Source organism: Microbulbifer jejuensis, assembly GCF_047289955.1.
Taxonomy (GTDB): domain Bacteria; phylum Pseudomonadota; class Gammaproteobacteria; order Pseudomonadales; family Cellvibrionaceae; genus Microbulbifer.
The window spans coordinates 40665-59015 of record NZ_JBLBUB010000014.1 but is presented as its reverse complement, the minus strand read 5'-3'; the positions used below and the strand labels follow the sequence as shown (position 1 = coordinate 59015).

The 18351-nt window shown below is 58.0% G+C and carries 18 protein-coding genes; 7 read left to right on the top strand and 11 right to left on the bottom strand.

The genetic code is table 11. The annotated features are described in order from the left end of the window. Positions 1 to 15 precede the first annotated feature (15 nt). The gene (gene rpsT / locus ACL7TT_RS10770) at positions 16 to 282 is read left to right on the top strand and encodes a 30S ribosomal protein S20 (protein ID WP_020411431.1); all 267 of its coding nucleotides are present in this window, start codon (positions 16 to 18) and stop codon (positions 280 to 282) included. A gap of 77 nt (positions 283 to 359) precedes the next feature. Here rpsT and proB read toward each other — a convergent pair whose 3' ends face one another. The 5 genes from proB to rplU all read right to left on the bottom strand — a co-directional run bounded on the left by proB (position 360) and on the right by rplU (position 3923). Beyond that, positions 360 to 1496, bottom strand: coding sequence for a glutamate 5-kinase (gene proB / locus ACL7TT_RS10765; RefSeq protein ID WP_413395323.1), 1137 nt, complete (start codon positions 1494 to 1496; stop codon positions 360 to 362). A 156-nt stretch (positions 1497 to 1652) separates the two neighbouring features. Continuing rightward, positions 1653 to 1817 carry a hypothetical protein gene (locus ACL7TT_RS10760; protein ID WP_413395321.1) on the bottom strand — a complete coding sequence of 55 codons (165 nt, stop codon included), beginning with the start codon at positions 1815 to 1817 and terminating at the stop codon, positions 1653 to 1655. A gap of 115 nt (positions 1818 to 1932) precedes the next feature. Next, positions 1933 to 3138, bottom strand: a complete 1206-nt coding sequence (gene cgtA / locus ACL7TT_RS10755; protein WP_413395319.1) for an Obg family GTPase CgtA — start codon at positions 3136 to 3138, stop codon at positions 1933 to 1935. 199 nt (positions 3139 to 3337) lie between these two features. Continuing rightward, on the bottom strand, positions 3338 to 3595 hold the full coding sequence (rpmA, locus tag ACL7TT_RS10750; protein ID WP_299946578.1) for a 50S ribosomal protein L27: 258 nt from the start codon (positions 3593 to 3595) through the stop codon (positions 3338 to 3340). A 16-nt stretch (positions 3596 to 3611) separates the two neighbouring features. Next, entirely contained in the window at positions 3612 to 3923 is a 312-nt protein-coding gene (gene rplU / locus ACL7TT_RS10745) for a 50S ribosomal protein L21 (protein WP_299946576.1), read from the bottom strand. 247 nt (positions 3924 to 4170) lie between these two features. Here rplU and ispB point away from each other — a divergent pair, with 247 nt between their 5' ends. Then, positions 4171 to 5133 (top strand): octaprenyl diphosphate synthase, encoded by a 963-nt coding sequence (gene ispB, locus ACL7TT_RS10740; protein WP_413395317.1) that lies wholly within the window; start codon positions 4171 to 4173, stop codon positions 5131 to 5133. 159 nt (positions 5134 to 5292) lie between these two features. Here the strand turns inward: ispB and ACL7TT_RS10735 are convergent, their stop codons facing one another. Both ACL7TT_RS10735 and galU read right to left on the bottom strand, forming a co-directional pair. Further along, a complete protein-coding gene (locus ACL7TT_RS10735; protein ID WP_413395315.1) occupies positions 5293 to 6642 on the bottom strand; it encodes a phosphohexomutase domain-containing protein in 1350 nt (449 codons plus the stop codon). After that, a complete protein-coding gene (gene galU, locus ACL7TT_RS10730; RefSeq protein WP_299946569.1) occupies positions 6643 to 7491 on the bottom strand; it encodes a UTP--glucose-1-phosphate uridylyltransferase GalU in 849 nt (282 codons plus the stop codon). It abuts the gene before it with no gap. Positions 7492 to 7759: 268 nt separating this feature from the next. On the opposite strand from galU, the gene fabA reads away from it, so the two are divergent. Together fabA and fabB are read left to right on the top strand one after the other, a co-directional pair. After that, positions 7760 to 8284, top strand: coding sequence for a 3-hydroxyacyl-[acyl-carrier-protein] dehydratase FabA (fabA, locus tag ACL7TT_RS10725; protein ID WP_413395313.1), 525 nt, complete (start codon positions 7760 to 7762; stop codon positions 8282 to 8284). Positions 8285 to 8352: 68 nt separating this feature from the next. Continuing rightward, positions 8353 to 9576 (top strand): beta-ketoacyl-ACP synthase I, encoded by a 1224-nt coding sequence (gene fabB / locus ACL7TT_RS10720; RefSeq protein WP_413395311.1) that lies wholly within the window; start codon positions 8353 to 8355, stop codon positions 9574 to 9576. Positions 9577 to 9647: 71 nt separating this feature from the next. Here the strand turns inward: fabB and ACL7TT_RS10715 are convergent, their stop codons facing one another. The 4 genes from ACL7TT_RS10715 to ACL7TT_RS10700 all read right to left on the bottom strand — a co-directional run bounded on the left by ACL7TT_RS10715 (position 9648) and on the right by ACL7TT_RS10700 (position 13870). Next, on the bottom strand, positions 9648 to 10502 hold the full coding sequence (locus ACL7TT_RS10715) for a sugar nucleotide-binding protein (RefSeq protein ID WP_413395309.1): 855 nt from the start codon (positions 10500 to 10502) through the stop codon (positions 9648 to 9650). Between the two features lie 14 nt (positions 10503 to 10516). Beyond that, positions 10517 to 11059 (bottom strand): single-stranded DNA-binding protein, encoded by a 543-nt coding sequence (ssb, locus tag ACL7TT_RS10710; RefSeq protein ID WP_413395308.1) that lies wholly within the window; start codon positions 11057 to 11059, stop codon positions 10517 to 10519. 151 nt (positions 11060 to 11210) lie between these two features. Then, the gene (locus tag ACL7TT_RS10705; RefSeq protein ID WP_413395306.1) at positions 11211 to 12374 is read right to left on the bottom strand and encodes an MFS transporter; all 1164 of its coding nucleotides are present in this window, start codon (positions 12372 to 12374) and stop codon (positions 11211 to 11213) included. 89 nt (positions 12375 to 12463) lie between these two features. After that, a complete protein-coding gene (locus tag ACL7TT_RS10700; RefSeq protein ID WP_413395304.1) occupies positions 12464 to 13870 on the bottom strand; it encodes a mannose-1-phosphate guanylyltransferase/mannose-6-phosphate isomerase in 1407 nt (468 codons plus the stop codon). A gap of 158 nt (positions 13871 to 14028) precedes the next feature. On the opposite strand from ACL7TT_RS10700, the gene uvrA reads away from it, so the two are divergent. The 3 genes from uvrA to pxpA all read left to right on the top strand — a co-directional run bounded on the left by uvrA (position 14029) and on the right by pxpA (position 18336). Then, positions 14029 to 16854 carry an excinuclease ABC subunit UvrA gene (gene uvrA, locus ACL7TT_RS10695; RefSeq protein ID WP_413395302.1) on the top strand — a complete coding sequence of 942 codons (2826 nt, stop codon included), beginning with the start codon at positions 14029 to 14031 and terminating at the stop codon, positions 16852 to 16854. An 83-nt stretch (positions 16855 to 16937) separates the two neighbouring features. Next, the gene (locus tag ACL7TT_RS10690) at positions 16938 to 17540 is read left to right on the top strand and encodes a hypothetical protein (RefSeq protein ID WP_413395300.1); all 603 of its coding nucleotides are present in this window, start codon (positions 16938 to 16940) and stop codon (positions 17538 to 17540) included. 46 nt (positions 17541 to 17586) lie between these two features. Continuing rightward, on the top strand, positions 17587 to 18336 hold the full coding sequence (gene pxpA / locus ACL7TT_RS10685; protein ID WP_413395298.1) for a 5-oxoprolinase subunit PxpA: 750 nt from the start codon (positions 17587 to 17589) through the stop codon (positions 18334 to 18336). The last annotated feature ends 15 nt before the right edge of the window (positions 18337 to 18351 follow it).

Sequence of the window (18351 nt, the reverse complement as noted above, 5' to 3'; positions counted from 1 at the left end):
AGACAGGAGCAACCGGTGGCCAACTCACCTCAAGCGAAGAAACGCGCGCGCCAGAACGACAAGCGCCGCATGCACAACGCCAGTCTGCGCTCCATGGTGCGCACCTACATCAAGAAGGTAGTTGCAGCCATCGATGCGGGCGATGCCGAAAAAGCAAAAACTGCCTACGCTGAAGCGGTTCCCGTGATCGACCGCATGGCGGATAAAGGCATTATTCACAAGAATAAAGCCGCGCGTCACAAGAGTCGCCTGAACGCCCAGGTGAAAGCGCTGGCTGCCTGATCTCACCGGCAGCAGACCCCAAAAGCCCCGCAGTGCGGGGCTTTTTTATGTCCATTGCCGCAAAACCGGCACTGGCATCAGAGCAGAATCAGGTTGTCGCGATGGATCAGTTCGTCATCGTCGCGGTAACCAAGCAAGTCGATAAATTTTTCCGAGGGCTGCCCCACAATCCTGAGGCTCTCACTGCTGTCATAATTCACCAAGCCCCGGGCGACCTCCCGACCCGCAGCATTACAGCAGGAAACCAGATCTCCGCGCCGAAAGCGGCCCTCGATGCCGGTGACCCCCACTGCCAGCAGGCTCCTGCCCCCCTCCAGCAGGGCCCTTTCTGCCCCCTTGTCCAGCACCACGCCACCGCGCACCTGCAACTGGCCGGCAAGCCAGCGTTTGCGCGCCGTGAGCGGGTCCGCCTCGGGCAGCAGCAGGGTACCGAGTCTCTCCCCTGCGCAAACACGCGTTATTACTGCCTCCCTGGCACCGCCGGCAATCACCGTACAGGCGCCGGAGCGCGCGGCCAGTTGCGCGGCCCGCACCTTGGTGGCCATACCGCCGCGCCCCAGGCCGCTACGGGATTCACCCGCCACCTGCAATAATCGGGGGTCCAGCGCGGAAGCTTCACCAATCAACTCCGCACGAGGATTTTCGCGGGGATCTTCGCTAAAGAGACCGTCCGCATCCGTCATAATCAGCAGGGCATCCGCCTCTACCAGATTGGCAACCAGCGCCGCCAGGGTGTCGTTATCGCCAAAGCGGATTTCATCAGTCACCACGGTGTCATTTTCATTGACGATGGGCACGGCCCCCAAAGACAGGAGGGTTCGCAGGGTACTGCGCGCATTGAGATAACGGGTGCGATTGGAGAGATCGTCGTGATCCAACAGGATCTGTGCGCTGGGAATATCGAAACCACCGAACGCCTGCTCATAAACCTGTACCAGGTGGCTCTGCCCCACAGCGGCGGCAGCCTGCAACTGATGCACGGATTCCGGCCTGCGGCGCCAGCCCAGCCGATCCATACCGGCAGCAACGGCGCCGGAGGAAACCAGCACCACCTCTATTCCACGCTCGCGCAGAGCCGCCAACTGCGCAACCCAGGCCGAGATCGCCGAGCGATGCACGCCGCGCCCGCCATCGGTTAACAGGGTGCTGCCGATCTTTATTACCCAGCGCTGCCCCCTGCAGAGTCTCTGCCGTGATTCTGATATGGCGTCCATACTTCCCCTGGGCCTCTAACATTCCAAGGCCCTCTGACACTATTGTAAGAAGCGTACCTGGCTTGTGCACCCAACCCGACTTGACGGGCAAACTGCACAAACTTTTATAGGGCTATTTTTTACCGGACTGTTGTGCTTGCACGAGGTTCATTACGGCTAAATATATCCAACCTCCGATCCAGGTAAGCCCCAAAAAAAGGTAACCGCCCCACTGGTCAGCATTGAGCGGTTTTGTTTTTTCGCCAATCGAATGGCAAATAATGCTGGTATCACTGCCGTAACAAGCAGTATATAAGGCATCAAAGTTATATTGATATTCATAGCGCTTTTCTTTTAAGTGCAGACTGCCTGGCACTGATCATAAAAACAATATCCTTATTGTCAAACCGGGCCCAATGCCAAGCGGGTTTGGGCCAGTGTGGTACCGCACCGCCATTCAGGGGCGATACTCGATATCCACATCGTGATCGTCATCCTCCCTACCCTCATCATCTTCCAGCGATCCCCTGGCGGCCCTGCGCCTGGCGCGATAACTATCTCGCAGTGCCTCAATGCGCTCGCGCGCCTCGCGCTGCATTTGCCTCTGCACCTCCAGCTCCGCCTGGGCCAGCTGCGGGGCCCTGCCCTCCGCCTCCCGGCGCGCTTCCAGATAGCCCATCAGACGGCCAACCAGCACAGCGGTACCCTCCGCGCGGATCGCAGCCACCCGAAACACCGGCCCGGTCCAGTTCAGCGCTTCAACAATCGCTTCACAGCGCGCCTCCAACTCGGTCGCGGGCACCAGATCTGTTTTGTTGAATACCAGCCAGCGTTCGCGCCCGGCCAGCGTGGCGCTGAAGCTGGCCAGCTCGCGCTCAATGGCCCAAGCATTCTCAATGGGATCTGAGCCGTCAAACGGTGCCAGATCCACCAGGTGCAAGAGCACCCGACAGCGGGTCAGGTGCTTGAGAAAGCGGATGCCCAGGCCGGCGCCCTCGGCGGCACCCTGGATCAGGCCGGGGATATCGGCGATCACAAAGCTGCGGTGCTGCTGTACCTGCACCACCCCCAGATTGGGCACCAGGGTCGTAAAGGGATAGTTGGCCACCTTGGGCTTGGCTGCGGAAACGGCGCGTATAAATGTGGACTTGCCGGCATTGGGTAACCCGAGCATGCCCACATCGGCCAGGACTTTCAGCTCCAGCTTGAGGTTGCGCGCCTCGCCCTCAGTCCCATTGGTGGTCTGGCGGGGAGCCCGGTTGGTGCTGGACTTGAAGCGGGTATTGCCGAGGCCATGGAAACCGCCCCGAGCAACCAGAAGGCGCTCGCCAGCATCGGTCATATCCCCCAGGGTTTCACCGGTTTCCGCATCAATCACCGTGGTCCCCACCGGTACCTTCAATACCAGATCCTCCCCTTTGGCGCCGGTGCAGTTGCGCCCGCGCCCCTGCTGGCCGGTCTCGGCGATATAGCGGGGCTGGTAGCGGTAATCCACCAGGGTATTCAGGGAGTCGTCGGCTTCCAGGTAGACGGAGCCACCATCGCCGCCATCGCCGCCATCCGGCCCGCCCCGCTCGACAAACTTTTCCCGGCGAAAGCTCAGGCAGCCATTGCCCCCCTTACCCGCCTGCACGTAGATGGGCGCTTCATCGACAAACTTCATAAATTACTCCACCGCTTCAGCGATTATCTATCCCTCGCCGTGTGCAAACGTGAGATGCCCATCACCAAGCCAGACAACAGGTTCTCCAAACTACGAGTGCCCACCTCCCAAGGTTGCGTATTCCGCAACCGCTCACTGTCTTACAACAAAAAAGCCCCGCAGCAAGCGGGGCTTTTTTGAAGCTTGAGCCAGATTCCGTTCAGGCTGTTTCAATAGAAACAAACCTGCGGTTGTTGGGGCCCTTCACTTCAAACTTCACAACGCCGTCCGCAGTGGCGAACAGAGTATGGTCTTTACCCATACCAATATTTACCCCGGCGTGGAACTTGGTGCCACGCTGGCGAACGATGATATTGCCTGCAGCAACAGACTGGCCGCCAAAGCGCTTAACACCAAGGCGTTTACTCTCGGAATCGCGGCCATTTCGCGTACTGCCGCCAGCTTTCTTATGTGCCATGAATCGTTACTCCTCTTTATGCTTTGATACCAGTGATTTTCACTTCGGTATACCACTGGCGGTGCCCCTGGCGCTTCATGGAATGCTTGCGACGGCGGAACTTGATGATTTTCACCTTCTCACCGCGGCCGTGGTTGACCACTTCAGCAGTCACTGTTGCGCCGTTGACAATGGGGGCACCGATATCAATCTTGTCGCCATCAACCACCATCAGCACCTTATCGAAATCGATGGATTCTCCAGTCGCGACTTCCAATTTCTCAAGGCGAAGTACCTCGCCCTCTTCCACGCGGTGTTGCTTGCCACCACTCTCAAAAACAGCATACATATTTTTCTCTGCTCCGGTATGGACGACACGAAGCAGCGGGCGGACTGATGAGTCACCACCCGCATTTCGGGAGCTTGCGCCGTGTTGTCTAAACATCTGTTGCCGAGGGGTCCCAGATCCGAGCTGATCGGTACCCGCAAACGGCGGGGCGCAGATTCTAATCAATTCACCGGGTTGATACAATAGCGCCCCTTTACCGCCCGGCCCCTCCGGGTGGTCTCCGTCCAGTCGTATAAGGAACTCATGCATGCTGCCTTTCCACAGGGTCGCCGCCGAAGACTTTGCCGCGGTCAACCAGCGTATTCTCGACCAACTGAACTCGGACGTTCCCCTGGTGGAAAACATCGGCCACTATCTGGTGGAAGCCGGCGGCAAGCGCCTGCGGCCCCTACTGGTACTGCTCTGCGCCAGGGCCTGCGGTTATCGCGGTAATCGCCATATCGACCTCGCCACCATTATTGAGTTTATTCACACGGCCACACTGCTGCACGACGATGTAGTGGACACTTCTGAACTGCGACGCGGCCGCCTCACTGCCAACGCCAAATGGGGCAATGCCCCCAGCGTCCTGGTGGGTGACTTCCTCTACTCCCGCGCCTTCCAGATGATGGTTGCCCTACAGGATATGGGCATCATGGCAATCCTCTCCGATACGACCAATACCATCGCCGAGGGCGAGGTGCAGCAGCTGGTCAATGCCGGTGATCCAGGCGTGGGAGAAGACAGCTACTTAACCGTTATCCACAAGAAAACCGGTGCCCTTTTTGAGGCCGCCTGTGAAACTGCCGCGGTCCTGTCCGGGTGCACCGGCGAGGTACAAACCGCTCTGAAACTGTACGGCCGCCACCTGGGACTCGCCTTCCAACTGGTCGATGATGCGCTCGACTACCGCGGCAACCCGGAGGCGTTGGGTAAGAATGTGGGCGATGATCTGGCCGAGGGCAAACCGACCCTGCCACTCATCTACACCATGACCAATGGTACCGAGGCCCAGGTACAACTGGTCAGGGAAGCCATCGAACAGCACAGCGCGAAGCAATTATCCAGCATCGTCGAAGCCATCGAGACGTGCGGGGCACTGGATTACACCATGGAACACGCCCGCGCCGCTGTCGATAACGCAAAAGCACAACTGGCTTTTCTGCCTGACTGCGCACAAAAGACCGCCCTGCAGCAATTGGCCAGCTTTGCAGTGGAAAGAGAGGCCTAACGCCCCAAGGGGTGGTGCCAGCCCGACAGCCAAACGGGTTGACAGCGTATGATACAGGGGCAGGTGCCGCCGCGGACCGGTGAAATACGGGTCACTGCGCGCACCTGCGCCGCTATTACAAGGAAAGCAATCAGCTCAACAGCATTGAACCACCGGAATTCAGGCCCGGATCAGTTTCAGTAACTCTTCAGTCTTTGCGCACATCAGGGCCTTATCCCCGCGGGATTCCACATTCAGGCGGACGACCGGTTCGGTATTGGACATCCGAAGATTAAAGCGCCAATCAGCATAGTCCACGCTCAAACCATCCACATGCGCAATGTGCTCGGCATCCGGACCATAGCGCGCCTCGACAGTTTCCAGCAGTGCTGCAGCATTCTGCACTCTGGTATTGATCTCGCCGGAGCAGGGAAATGCCATCATACCCGCCCCAACCAGTTCGGACAGGGGCTTGCCACTGCGGCTGATCAACTCGGCCACCAATAGCCAGGGGATCATACCGCTGTCGCAGTAGGCGAAGTCACGGAAGTAGTGGTGGGCACTCATCTCGCCGCCGTAAACCGCGTCCTCCCGGCGCATACGCTCCTTGATAAACGCGTGGCCGGTTTTGCTCTGCACCGGTACGCCACCCGCTCTGTGGACGATATCCCTGGTATTCCACAGCAGGCGGGGATCGTGAACCACTGTGGCGCCTTCATGCTTGCGCAAAAAAGCCTCTGCAAGCAAACCGACCACATAGTAACCTTCGACAAACGCACCCTTTTCATCGAAGAAAAAACAGCGGTCAAAATCGCCATCCCAGGCGATACCAAGATCAGCCCCGCTCTCACGCACCGCCACCGCAGTGGGTGCGCGATTCTCCGGCAGTATCGGGTTGGGAATGCCATTGGGAAAACTGCCATCCGGCTGGTGGTGTACCCGCACAAACTCAAACGGCAGGTGTGGTGCCAACGCATCAACCACGGCACCCGCGCCGCCATTGCCAGCATTGACCACCAGCTTGAGCGGCTTGAGTGCGGAGCGGTCAATATATCCCAATAAATGCTGAATAAAGTCTGCGCGATGCTCGAAACGTTGCGATTCACCGCGCTTTGTCACAGAGGTAAAGTTGCCCTCCTCCGCCAGGCGCTTGATGTCCAGCAAACCGGTATCACCGCTGATCGGGCTACTGCCGGCACGGACAAACTTCATTCCGTTGTAATCCATGGGATTATGGCTGGCGGTTACACAGATACCGCCATCAAAGTCCCCATGAAACGTGGAGAAATAAATCTCTTCGGTCCCACACTCCCCAATATGAAACACATCTGCCCCGGCATCGCACAGGCCATTGGCCAGCGCTGCAGTCAGTTCGCCACTGGTGAGGCGTATATCGTGCCCGACCACCACCCGGCGCGCACCCAGGAACTGGGCAAAGGCACGCCCCACCCGGTAAGCAATATCGGCATTCAGTTCTTCCGGTACCCGACCGCGCACATCATAGGCTTTAAAACAGGTGAGATCGTGCACTTACTGCTTCTCCTGAGCGGAATGCCTGGGTAGGTATACATTTTCATACACATGATTTGTGGCCTCGATAAACCCCTCCACCGAACCACAGTCAAAACGGCGCCCCCTGAACGCATAGGCCAGCACGCAGCCCTGGCGCGCCTGGGCCAGCAGGGCATCGGTAATCTGAACTTCCCCATTTTTGCCCGGGGGCGTATCCCGGATCAGATCAAAAATATCCGGGGTCAAAATGTAGCGTCCAATAATCGCCTTATTGCTCGGCGCCTCCTCCGCAGCCGGCTTCTCGATCATATCGGTCACCTGATAGAGGCCCGGTTTGATCTCGTTGCCCGCGATCACACCGAATTTATGGATCTCCGCCATAGGAACTTCCTCTACGGCAACGATGCTGCAGCGAAACTGTTTGTAGAGCCGCACCATCTGCGCGAGGACACCCAGGTCATCATTCAGGCACAGGTCGTCGGCCAATACTACAGCGAAGGCTTCATCCCCCACCAAGCGGCGCCCCTGCAGGATCGCATCGCCCAATCCACGCATTTCCCCCTGGCGCGTATAGGAGAAACTGGCACAATCGATGACCTTGCGCACAGAGTCCAGGTAGCGTTCTTTACCGGTTCCGGCGATCTGGTGTTCCAGTTCAAAGTTGGTATCAAAGTGGTCCTCGATGGCACGCTTGCCCCGCCCGGTGACAAAGCCGATTTCCGTCAACCCCGCCTCAATAGCTTCCTCGACGCCGTACTGTACCAGTGGTTTGTTCACCAAAGGCAGCATCTCTTTGGGCATGGCTTTGGTAGCTGGCAGGAAACGGGTACCGTAACCGGCAACCGGAAATAGACATTTTTTGAGCATTTTACCCCCTTTGAACAAAAGCGTGTCTCCCCCATCGGGCCGGCAATCTATCACAGTTGGCAAGCGGTATCATTTACACAAGATGACGCAGGGCTTCCCGATAAGGTCAAAAATCCCCGATTAAATGCTCTAAGATTGTGAAGACAACTATAGCGCCAGTCACAAAAAAATTTTGCCTGACTGGACAAGCAAGACACAGCCCTTAGAATGCCCGCTCTTGCAAAAACGCCCAGCCTCAATTGCACAACCACCCAATAATAGGGATAAGATGAGTAACTTTGTTCAAAAAAGCAACTATAGCAGAGAGGAACTCCTGACCTGCTCCCAGGGTGAAATGTTCGGCCCCGGCAATGCCCAACTGCCCGCCCCCAATATGCTGATGCTGGACCGAATCACCCACATCTCCAAAGAGGGCGGTGCCTTCGGCAAGGGAGAGTTGATTGCAGAGCTGGACATCCATCCTGATTTGTGGTTTTTCAATTGCCACTTTCCCGGCGATCCGGTTATGCCCGGCTGCCTCGGTCTGGACGCCATGTGGCAACTGCTCGGTTATTTCCTCGCCTGGAAGGGCAATCCCGGGCGCGGTCGCGCGCTCGGCTGCGGTGAAGTCAAGTTTACCGGACAAATTCTGCCCACCAACAAGAAAGTGACTTACCATATCCAGATGAGCCGTATCGTCGAACGTAGACTCGTCATGGGCATCGGCAACGGCACTGTCTCTGTCGATGATCGCGAAATTTACACAGCGAAGGATCTTCGCGTAGGCTTGTTTACCCGCACGGATAATTTTTAAACTGGCCGAAGACCAAACCCGCTGGACATCATCAAGTCCTCTGCCGACACGCTATGCTGGAGATCACTATGCGCCGGGTAGTCATTACCGGAATGGGAATCACATCCTGTATCGGTACCAACACAAAAGAAGTCATCGCCTCCCTGAGAGCCGGCCGCAGCGGCATTCGCTTTCAGGACGAATATCGGGAACTCGGACTGCGCAGCCAGATAGCCGGCTCGGTGGATATTGATTTCAAGGAACATATCGACCGCAAACCACTGCGCTTTATGGGTGATTCCGCCGCTTATGCCTATATTGCCATGCGCGAGGCCATCGATCTGTCCGGCCTGGAGGAGAGCGATATTTCCAATCCCCGCACCGGTATCATTATGGGCTCCGGGGGCACCTCCACCCAGCAGATTATTGATGCCGCCCACACCCTCAAAGAAAAAGGTGTGCGCCGTGTCGGTGCCTACCGGGTGCCCCAGGTGATGGGCAGCACCGTCTCCGCCTGTCTGGCCACCCCGTTCAAAATCAAGGGAGTCAACTACAGCATCTCTTCCGCCTGCGCAACCAGCGCCCACTGCATTGGCCATGGGGCCGAGCTGATCCAGATGGGCAAGCAGGATATTGTCTTTGCCGGTGGCGGCGAGGAGCTGGCCTGGAGCCTGACCCATCTGTTTGATGCCATGGGCGCCCTCTCGAGCAAGTACAACGAAACCCCCACCAGAGCCTCGCGCCCCTACGATACGGGTCGTGATGGGTTTGTGATCGCCGGCGGCGGTGGCTGCCTGATACTAGAGGAGATGGACCATGCACTGGCACGCGGTGCCACCATTTACGCTGAGTTAACCGGCTACGGCGCTACCTCGGATGGTTACGACATGGTCGCCCCCAGCGGCGAGGGTGCGGTGCGCTGTATGCAACAGGCCATGGCGGGTATGGATGGCCGGGGCCTGCGGGGCAGCGTGGACTATATCAATACCCACGGTACCTCGACCCCTGTGGGCGATGTGGCCGAACTCAAGGCCATGCGCGAAGTTTTTGGGGACAAGGGGCCGGCTTTCGCTTCCACAAAATCGCTCACCGGCCACTCCCTTGGGGCTGCCGGTGTACAGGAGGCTATTTACAGCCTGCTGATGATGCAAAACAGTTTTATCGCTGCCTCGGCCAATGTAGATAACCGGGACCCCGCAGTCGAAGGCATGGACCTGGTGACCGAATTGCGCGAATGCGAAATAAAGCGCGCCATGTCGAACAGCTTCGGCTTTGGTGGCACCAATGCCTGCCTGGTTTTCGACAAGGTATAGGCCACAAACCAAAAAGGGGCCTGCCTGACGGGCGCCCTTCTCTTTTGCAAATCCCTCCTCGGCACTCTTTTTTAGTGTGTCGACCTCTCTGCTTCCAGGCGCTCAAGCCAAAGCTCCACCTGCCGGGTGAGACCCTGGCGCCAGCTGTGCTGCTGGATGCCAAACACATCGCGCAGCTTGCCACAGGCCAGAACAACACTGCGGTCTCGCCGCTCGCCGCTATCCTCCAGTGGGTTCAGCTGCACCAGGCGCTCTTCGTCATAGAAGGATCGGGCCCGCTCCACAACCTCCAAAGCAAACTCCATCGCAGTACAGCTGTCGGAGCTACCGTAGTGGTAAATCCCGCTGGCACAGGCCCCACTGGCCAATTGTTGTGATACTGCCACCACCACACGCGCCAAATCCAAAGCGGTGACCGGATTGCCGCTGTTGCAGCCATCCAGGGCAATAGGCTCGCCCGCCACAAAACTGCGCAATATCCGCCCCAACAGTGCATCCCGGCTGCTGTCTACCACCCAGCCGAATCTCAGAATAGTCAGGTTGTCCAAGGCGCCCAGAGCCCGCTCACAGGACAGCCACTGTTGCCCGCAACGGGCGCGGGGGTCCGCCGCATCGTCTTCATCGTAGCGGCGGGGTTCGCCACCGCCAAAGACCTGATAGGAAGAGAGATGGATCACATGCGCACAGAGGGTTTGCGCGAGCAGCCTGGCCACCTGCAGCGCCTCCGGCATGCCCTGCGCATCGGCGCAGGCCGAGGCATTGATCACGATAGAGCCCGGGCGCAATTGTTCGAGCTCAGACGGGGCCAACAGCTGGATGCGCAAGCCAGCACGCTGCAGGCGTTTCTGCAAAGCACCGTCAATTTCGTTGCCAGCAGTGATAACCGCGACGGTGCTCGGTCTGTAGCCGGAGTTCAGTTCAGACACTGGACAGGCCAGTCTCAGAAGGGAATATCATCGTCAAAGCTGTTATCGAAGCCTCCGGCGGGCCCCTGGCCAGGCTGCTGCTTGTTGGATGGCGCCGCCGGCGAAGGGGCGGTATTTGCCGGTGCAAAGGCGCCCTGACCACCCGTGGGGTGTGCACCGGTATCGGAGGCGCCCATTCCGGCACCACTCATACCCTGACCAAAACCGCCCGCTTCACCGCGGCCGTCGAGCATCTGCATCTCACTGGCGACAATCTCGGTGCTGTAGCGGTCCTGGCCAGTGTTCTTGTCCTGCCACTTGCGTGTGCGCAGTGCCCCTTCAATATACACCTTGGAACCCTTGCGCAAGTACTCCCCGGCAATCTCGGCCAGGCGGTTGAAAAACACCACCCGGTGCCATTCGGTGCGCTCCTGCTGCTGGCCGGTCTGCTTGTCTTTCCAGCTCTCGCTGGTGGCCAGGCTCACGTTGGTTACGGCACCCCCACTCGGCATATAGCGGGTTTCCGGATCATTGCCCAGATTGCCAATCAAAATAACTTTATTAATTCCCCTGGCCATGGCCCTCTCCTGTCTTCAGCCCGGGTCCCGCCCGGGGCAATTATGATTCAGACGTTACCTGTGCACGCCTGCTTAAGCACTGCTGTTGCGCGACCGTCCCGGCAGGCAATCAGTGTATGTTTATCCAGCAGCATACAACAGTCGCCATCAGTTAGTAAGCACTGGCCCGCTCGCGCAGCCACCACCAGAACAGGCCCCAGATCGATAACACCGCAAAACCGAACCAGGCCACAGCATTCGCACCGCCCACACCGAACAGGTAGCCTCCCAGACTGCCGCCGACAAAGGTGCCAAAAAACTGCAGGGTTGCATAGAGACCCGAAGCGGCCCCGCGGGCATCCACCGGCGCCTTGCGGGTCAACTGGGCCGGCAACAGTGCCTCCAGCAAATTGAAACCGGTAAAGAAAATACCCAGCAGTACCACTGCAGCCACGGGGCCGGTTGCCAGCAACAGTGTCGCACTGCCACCAGCCAGAGCCAGGGCGCCCAGGTTCAAGGCGAGCGGCGCTTTTTCACCGCGCTCTGCCAACCGCATCAGCGGCAGCATCAGAATAAAGGTACCCAGCATCAGCGGGCCATACAGTTTCCAGTGCTCCCCTGCCGGCCACCCCAGCCTGTCCACCAAAACCGGCGGCAGGGCGACAAATAACGCCGTCAGTAACAGGTGGGAAAAAAAAGCCCCGGAAACCAACCGCCAGGTGAGACCGCTGCCCAGCACAGTGCGGAAACCGCTGCTGGATACCGCCGGGCGTCGCGCCACGGGTGGCGTTGGCACGACACACCAGACCAGCAGAATGCCCACCAAAGCCAATACCGCGGTGACCCAGAAGATGGCCGCCAGGCCACCGGCGCCCGCCAGGGCCGGCCCCAGTATCACTGCCAGCATAAAGGCCACACCGATTGACGCGCCTATTACCGCCATGGCAATACCGCGCTTCTCGTCCCGGGTGAGATCCGCAACCAGCGCCATTACCGCCGCCGAAATAGCACCACAGCCCTGCAGCACCCTGCCGACAATCAATCCGTAAACCGAGTCCGTGTGGGCGGCGATCACACTGCCGAGGGCAAACAGGGCCAGGCCTGTATAGATCACCGGCTTGCGCCCCCAGCGATCGGACAACAGTCCCAAAGGAATCTGCAGCACCGCTTGGCTCAGGCCATAGGCACCCATGGCCAGCCCCAGCAGCAGGGGCGTGCTAGCGCGGTAATCCCCACCGTAAACGGTGAGCACCGGCAGCACCATAAACAGGCCGAGCATGCGAAAAACATACAGGGGAGCCAGTCCACCCAGGGCGCGACGCTCAATGGCATTCATGCAAATTCCGCAACAGCATTAATTGGGCGCGCATTGTACAGTGAGCCGCCGCCGGGCTGTAGTGGCAGCTGCAGAGATACTCACCAGGGCTAATTGCGGCCGTAGTCATCGTCAAAGCGGACGATATCATCCTCGCCCAGGTAACTGCCGGATTGCACTTCGATCAACTCCAGGGGAATGGTGCCCGGATTTTCCAGGCGGTGGACCACTCCCAGGGAAATGTAAGTGGACTGGTTCTCCGTGATCAGCAATTTCTCTTCGCCACGGGTTACCCTCGCTGTGCCGCGCACAACGACCCAGTGCTCGGCGCGATGGTGGTGCATTTGTCGGGACAGCTGTTGCCCGGGCTTGACCACGATACGTTTGACCTGAAAACGCGGGCCCGCATCTATGCAGTCATAATAACCCCAGGGCCTGTAGACCTTGCGGTGACGCCGGGCCTCGCTGCGCCCCGAGTGTTTGAGACTGTGCACCAGCTTTTTCACTTCCTGCACCCGCTGTTTGCTGGCGATCAACAGGGCATCATCGGTGTCCACCACCACCAGATCCTTGACGCCCAGCAGGCTCACCAGGCGATTTTCAGCGCGCACCAGACAGCCCTCGCTGTCCTCCAGCAGCACGTCGCCCCGCAGCAGGTTGTCATCGGTATCTCGCTCGGCCAGTTCCCAAAGTCCGAGCCAGGAGCCCACATCGCTCCAGCCGGCGTCCATAGAAACCACGGCGGCGGATTCGGTGCACTCCATCACCGCATAATCCACCGACTCGTCGGCGCAGGCGGCAAAGGCCGCTTTATCCACACGGGTGAAATCCAGATCCCGCGTGGCGCGCACACAGGCGCTCCGACAGGCTGCGAGAATATCTCCGCGGTGCTGGTCCAGCTCTTCCAGATAACGGGAGGCGCGAAACAGGAATATGCCACTGTTCCAGGCGTGTTCGCCGCCGGCCAGGTAAGACTTCGCAGTATCGGCATCCGGCTTCTCGACAAACGCCATCACCTTCCAGGCATGGTCCCCCAGAGCCTCTCCGCGACGAATATAGCCATAGCCCGTCTCGGCGCGCGTCGGCACTATACCGAAGGTCACCAGATGCCCCTGTTCTGCCAGCGCCTCCGCCGCCTGCACCGCATTTTGGAAAGCCGGCACATCCGCCACTGCATGATCCGCCGGCAACACCAACAGCAAGGGGTCCTCACCACGCTCCAGTGCCACCAATGCGGCCAGCGCGATGGCCGGTGCTGTATTGCGCGCGCAGGGCTCCAGCAGGATTGACTGGGCGCCGTGGCCGATCTCCTGCAATTGCTCCGCCGCAGCAAAGCGGTGCTCCTCATTGCACACCAGAATGGGGGCCTGCAACCGCTGTAAACCCTCCAGCCGCCGCACCGTAGCCTGCAACATGGTCTCAGCGCCGATGAGCGGCAGAAACTGTTTCGGGTAGGCTTCGCGGGAGAGGGGCCACAGGCGCGAGCCCGTACCTCCGCAGAGAATTACAGGAACCATCACTTCAATCTGTCTAGCTGTTGGGTTTTTGCGGCAGACGATTTTGGCACATTGGATAGCGAGTTTATACTGGGCTGTTTTTCGGCACCGCAGTTGTGATCGCCCTGCGCGGAGCAAGCCCGAGGCCCGACCCAGTATGACCAACAAATAGGTAGAGCGTGGACACGATTTATGTAAGGGGTGCGCGCACCCACAACCTGAAAAATATCGACCTCGACATCCCCCGCGACAAACTGATCGTGATTACCGGATTGTCCGGTTCCGGCAAGTCCTCCCTGGCATTTGACACCCTCTACGCCGAGGGCCAGCGCCGCTATGTGGAATCCCTCTCCACCTATGCGCGCCAGTTTCTGTCGATGATGGAAAAGCCGGATGTGGACACCGTCGACGGACTGTCTCCGGCCATATCCATCGAGCAAAAGTCCACCTCCCACAACCCCCGCTCCACCGTGGGCACCATCACCGAGATCTACGACTATCTGCGCCTGCTGTTTGCCCGCGTGGGCGAACCCCGCTGCCCCGAGCACGCGGAACCGCTGCAGGCGCAGACGGTCAGCCAGATGGTGGATCAGGTACTGGCCCTGCCGGAGGGCAGCAAGATCATGCTGTTGGCACCCGTGGTGCGGGATCGCAAGGGCGAGCACCAACATGTGTTCGAACAGCTGCGCCGCGATGGTTTCGTACGCGCGCGCATCGACGGGGTGACCTGCGATCTCGATGACACCCCCAAACTGGACAAGCGCCGCAAGCACACCGTCGAGGTCATCGTGGACCGCTTCAAGGTGCGCAAAGATCTGCAACTGCGGCTGGCGGAATCTTTTGAAACAGCCCTGAACCTCACCCAGGGCATCGCCTCCATTGGTTTTATGGACGGCAATCTGGAAGATCGGCTCTTCTCCGCCCGCCACGCCTGCCCGGTGTGCGACTACTCCCTGGATGAGCTGGAGCCGCGCCTGTTCTCTTTCAACAATCCCGCCGGCGCCTGCCCCAGTTGTGACGGCCTGGGGGTCAAACAGTTCTTTGACGAGGACAAGGTGATTCTCGATCCGCAGAGCAGTATTTCCGAGGGCGCCATCCGCGGCTGGGACCGGCGCAATATCTACTATTACCATATGCTCGACGCCCTCGCCGAACACTACGGCTTCGATCTGGACAAGCCCTGGAAAAAGCTGCGCAAAGCGCACCGCAAGGTTGTCTTGCACGGCAGCGGCGATGAAGTCATCGACTTCAGCTACGTCAACGACCGCGGCGACGTCACCGTGCGCCGTCACACCTTCGAAGGTATTATCCCCAACTTCCAGCGTCGCTACCGGGATACCGAATCCCAATCCGTGCGCGAGGAACTGGCCAAATACCTGAGCACACAGCAGTGCCCGGAATGCGACGGGACCCGCCTGCGCCGCGAGGCCCGCCACGTCTTTGTCGACAACTGCACTCTGGCTCAGATCACCGCCCTGCCGGTGGGTGATGCCTTTGATTATTTTGATCATCAGCTGAATTTTGAAGGCGCCCAGAAAGAGATTGCCGACAAGATCCTTAAAGAATTGCGCGACCGCTTTCGCTTCCTGGTGGACGTTGGCCTCAATTACCTGACCCTGAATCGCAGCGCTGAAACCCTGTCCGGCGGCGAAGCCCAGCGTATTCGCCTGGCCAGCCAGATTGGCGCCGGCCTGGTGGGCGTGATGTACATCCTCGATGAACCCTCCATCGGCCTTCACCAGCGCGACAATGCGCGCCTGCTCAGCACACTCACCCACCTGCGCGATATCGGCAATACAGTGATCGTGGTGGAGCACGATGAAGAGGCCATCCGCAGCGCAGACTATATCGTCGATATCGGCCCCGGCGCCGGGGTGCATGGCGGTGAAATCGTTGCCGCCGGTAGCGCCGACAGCATTGCCAAGTGCAAAAAATCCCTCACCGGCCAATATCTCTCCGGCAAGAAAAAAATTGCCGTGCCTGAGGAGCGGTATATCCCGGACCCGGACTATATACTCCGTCTCAAAGGTGCCAGTGGCAACAACCTGAAAAACGTGGACCTGGAAATCCCCGTGGGACTGTTCACCTGCGTCACCGGTGTCTCCGGCTCCGGTAAATCCACCCTGATCAACACCACCCTGTATCCGCTTGCGGCAACCGCCCTGAACAAGGCCACCACCCTGAAGGCTGCACCCTACCAAGCAGTGCATGGGCTGGAGCACTTCGACAAGTGCGTGGATATTGACCAGAGCCCGATCGGGCGCACACCCAGGTCCAATCCGGCCACCTACACCGGTATTTTCACCCCAATCCGCGACCTGTTCGCCGGCACCCAGGAGGCGCGCTCCCGCGGCTACAAGCCCGGTCGCTTCAGCTTCAACGTCAAGGGCGGTCGCTGCGAGGCCTGCCAGGGCGATGGCGTCATCAAGGTGGAAATGCACTTCCTCCCGGATATCTACGTGCCCTGCGACACCTGCCACGGTAAGCGCTACAATCGCGAAACCCTGGAAGTACACTACAAGGGCAAAAATATCCACGAGGTACTGGAAATGACCGTGGAAGACGCACGGGGGTTCTTCGACCCGGTGCCTGCCATTGCCAAAAAACTGCAGACACTGATGGATGTGGGCCTCGCCTATATCAAGCTCGGCCAGGCAGCCACCACCCTCTCCGGCGGCGAAGCGCAGCGGGTGAAACTCTCGCGCGAACTGTCCAAGCGCGACACCGGCCAAACCCTGTATATTCTCGACGAACCCACCACCGGCCTGCACTTTGCCGATATCCAGTTACTGCTGGATGTATTGCACCGACTGCGTGATCACGGCAATACCATTGTTGTGATCGAACACAATCTGGACGTCATCAAAACCGCTGATTGGATCGTTGATTTGGGCCCAGAGGGCGGTTCCGGTGGCGGTCAAATTATTGCAGCGGGTTCACCGGAAGAGGTCGCGGAAATGGAATTGTCCCATACCGGGCAATTTCTCAAACCAATGCTCGAATAGCTTCATTCACAAAGGGTGCTGGATGACTCAGGCGCCCTGTTTACAAAGCATCTCCTTTATTAGTCCATTCTGAGATCAGTAAAATGAAGTTCTTAAATAAAGAGAGACTGAATTTACTTATCGCACTCTGTGCCATTCTGATTTCCACAGCCTCTTTCTATGCCACCTACCAACAGGCGACGGCAGCCAACCTCCAGGTCAAAGTAATGACCATGCCGATTGTGGAGTTCTCCCATGGCAATTTTGACATTAAAGAAAAAAAGCCGCTCATCTCCTTTACACTCAAAAATTCCGGATCAGGGCCAGCGATACTAAAATCCATTCAATTCAATTATAAAAACACTCCCAATTCCAATCATACCGATTTCTTAAAAGGCTGTTGTAAAAAAGAGTACAACGAGCTGATGAAAAATATTGCAAGTGCAAAAAGAGAAGAGAGAGATATCAGCTTTGATTCTGGGGGAATTGTCAGCAGCCCAACAAAAAATACTATTATTCCGACAAAGTCGGACTTCGAATTTCTAAGAGTCTACAGAGGGGATTTATCTATTGATCTTTGGGAAAAAATTGACCAAGAGAGATTCAACCTTTCCCTGATCGCCTGCTTCTGTTCGCCTCTTGGAGATTGCTATCAATCCAATTCAGAACATATTTCGGTAGAGGTTAATTCCTGCCCGACAGGTTAACTCTCCATCCATATAAGCCTTTAAGTGCACTTCCGCAAGGACAGCTATGCATATTGATATCAACTGTGATCTGGGAGAAGGCGACGATATCTCCAGTTGTGACCGCGATGCGAGTATCATGCCCTATATCTCCCGTTGCAATATCGCCTGCGGTGGCCATGCCGGAAGCCCCGAAATCATGCGCCTCTCTATTGCCAACGCCCTTGGGCAGCAGTTGCGGATCGGTGCTCACCCCGGATATCCCGACAGGGTAAATTTCGGACGCAAGTCCATAAAACTTTCCAGGAGTGAGCTGCTAGACTCTCTACAAGATCAAATCGGGCTGCTGCGCACATTCATTGCCGAAGCTGGAGCCGAGCTTGACCATATCAAGCTACACGGCGCGCTCTATAACGATGCGGAGTCGAATGAGGAACTGGCCGAACAAATTCTTATTTTCTTTGCGCAGGAATATCCCAATATGAAGATTGTCGGCCTCGCCAATGGCGCGATGGAAGTCGTTGGCAAAAAGTTCAACACTGCATTTATCCGCGAGGGCTTTATGGACCGGCGGTATCTGAGCAAGAAAAAACTGGCGCCGCGCGCACTGCCGGGATCTGTGATTACCGATCCGAAAAGCTGCCTTGATCAAGCACTTGCCCTGGCTCGGGGAGAAATATTTAGCGGCTACCGGGGCGAGCCCATTCAGCTTTCTGTGGATACCATCTGCCTGCACGGAGACACGCCTACTGCTCCGATTATCGCAAAACAGTTAATGCGGCATTTGCGCAAAAATGGCCTGACTATACACTCGTGAATTCTTTTTATAACA

Excerpts from the sequence above, each read along its gene's own strand:
- proB (WP_413395323.1), bottom strand. The coding sequence starts at position 1,496 with ATGGACGCCATATCAGAATCACGGCAGAGACTCTGCAGGGGGCAGCGC.
- ACL7TT_RS10760 (WP_413395321.1), bottom strand. The coding sequence starts at position 1,817 with ATGAATATCAATATAACTTTGATGCCTTATATACTGCTTGTTACGGCA.
- cgtA (WP_413395319.1), bottom strand. The coding sequence starts at position 3,138 with ATGAAGTTTGTCGATGAAGCGCCCATCTACGTGCAGGCGGGTAAGGGG.
- rpmA (WP_299946578.1), bottom strand. The coding sequence starts at position 3,595 with ATGGCACATAAGAAAGCTGGCGGCAGTACGCGAAATGGCCGCGATTCC.
- rplU (WP_299946576.1), bottom strand. The coding sequence starts at position 3,923 with ATGTATGCTGTTTTTGAGAGTGGTGGCAAGCAACACCGCGTGGAAGAG.
- ispB (WP_413395317.1), top strand. The coding sequence starts at position 4,171 with ATGCTGCCTTTCCACAGGGTCGCCGCCGAAGACTTTGCCGCGGTCAAC.
- galU (WP_299946569.1), bottom strand. The coding sequence starts at position 7,491 with ATGCTCAAAAAATGTCTATTTCCGGTTGCCGGTTACGGTACCCGTTTC.
- fabA (WP_413395313.1), top strand. The coding sequence starts at position 7,760 with ATGAGTAACTTTGTTCAAAAAAGCAACTATAGCAGAGAGGAACTCCTG.
- fabB (WP_413395311.1), top strand. The coding sequence starts at position 8,353 with ATGCGCCGGGTAGTCATTACCGGAATGGGAATCACATCCTGTATCGGT.
- ssb (WP_413395308.1), bottom strand. The coding sequence starts at position 11,059 with ATGGCCAGGGGAATTAATAAAGTTATTTTGATTGGCAATCTGGGCAAT.
- ACL7TT_RS10705 (WP_413395306.1), bottom strand. The coding sequence starts at position 12,374 with ATGAATGCCATTGAGCGTCGCGCCCTGGGTGGACTGGCTCCCCTGTAT.
- ACL7TT_RS10700 (WP_413395304.1), bottom strand. The coding sequence starts at position 13,870 with ATGGTTCCTGTAATTCTCTGCGGAGGTACGGGCTCGCGCCTGTGGCCC.
- ACL7TT_RS10690 (WP_413395300.1), top strand. The coding sequence starts at position 16,938 with ATGAAGTTCTTAAATAAAGAGAGACTGAATTTACTTATCGCACTCTGT.
- pxpA (WP_413395298.1), top strand. The coding sequence starts at position 17,587 with ATGCATATTGATATCAACTGTGATCTGGGAGAAGGCGACGATATCTCC.